Source organism: Candidatus Infernicultor aquiphilus, assembly GCF_002784285.1.
Classification (GTDB): Bacteria; Atribacterota; Phoenicimicrobiia; order Phoenicimicrobiales; family Phoenicimicrobiaceae; genus Infernicultor; species Infernicultor aquiphilus.
This window is the reverse complement of the sequence record NZ_PFKO01000185.1, coordinates 364-1,598: the sequence shown is the minus strand read 5'-3', so window position 1 is coordinate 1,598 and position 1,235 is coordinate 364. Positions and strand designations below refer to the sequence as shown.

The window sequence follows — 1,235 nt, the reverse complement described above, 5'->3', positions numbered from 1 at the left end:
GTAATTATCTAATAAGATGGGGACAGGCTTTACTTTTTATTTGACAATAAATGCGGGAAGATAAAAAGAAGTCTGTCCCCATCTTATACAAAAAAGACACTCTACGTGCGTTTAAAGGGCATTCCTAACCTCATTTTCTTCTTATTCTAACTTCAATAAATAAGCATTATTTTTTAGCCAATCTTTATGTTCTTTATATTTGGGGTCCAAGATTCCCACTTCATTCCAAAATGCTTTTGAATGATTTTTCACTTCCAGGTGGGTGAGCTCATGAACAACGACGGAATCTACGATAGGTAAAGGTGCCATAAATAAAAATATTCTTCGCGTAGGATAAATATTTTTTTGAAAGTAAAAATTCATCTTTAAAATCCAGTAAAATTTCTCGATTATCCACTAACTTTAAATTGTAATAATTACCCAGATAAAGAAATCTTTCTCCATTTATAAATTCTTTTTTCTTAAATTTTAAATTTCTTAATTGTATTTCTTTTTGCGTTTTCTGCAATCGATCCATATATTTTAATACAACTTTATTTATAACTTCTTCACTGGTATTAAAAGGTGCATTTACTATTAATGCAGCGTCTTCATTTATATACATAGCAATGCTTTTTCTCTTTGAACGTATTATCTTTTTAATTTTTATGATTCTATCCTCGTCCCAATGATATCCCGAGTTCAAAAGCTTTGTGGAGCAGTTCTTCTCGCTTTCTGGCACCTTTTCCACGGTCAGAGTCCGTAATAACTAAAGTATCTACTAACTCAACATTGGCAAAATATTTGCACCAGAGCTTTCGTTACAAAAGTATCAGTGTTCATCTCTTTCCTGGGACTACTTACCATTCCCACTACTTTTAGAACCATAGTCTCATTCGCTCCTTAATTAAATATAATTAAAACAAAAAGACATTTTACCTGTTATGAGAAAAGAATTAAAATTGTTGCTGATATTTAGTATATTTAAATAAATATTTGTGCTAATGGTATCTTTTTAAATATGATTTAATGAACCTTTCATTTTGTTTAGATATTTTTGTAGGGTGTTTTAAATTTAAATTTTTTTGTTTTTAATGAAATTTTGTATATTTTTTATTCTCATATCTCTCTTTTACTTGTGCAACAAAGGTATCAATTCTCATTTCTCTGGTACTATCCTGAAAACCATCATACTCTATAGACACAAAGGGAATATTATTATTATCTTTTCTGAATTTAGGAATAAAACCAGCTAC

At 29.4% G+C, this 1,235-nt stretch carries 1 pseudogene; it reads right to left on the bottom strand.

The window, feature by feature from the left end:
* Nucleotides 1-141: 141 nt before the first annotated feature.
* Nucleotides 142-604: pseudogene (locus COZ07_RS05015) on the bottom strand (M48 family metallopeptidase).
* Nucleotides 605-1,235 lie beyond the last annotated feature (631 nt).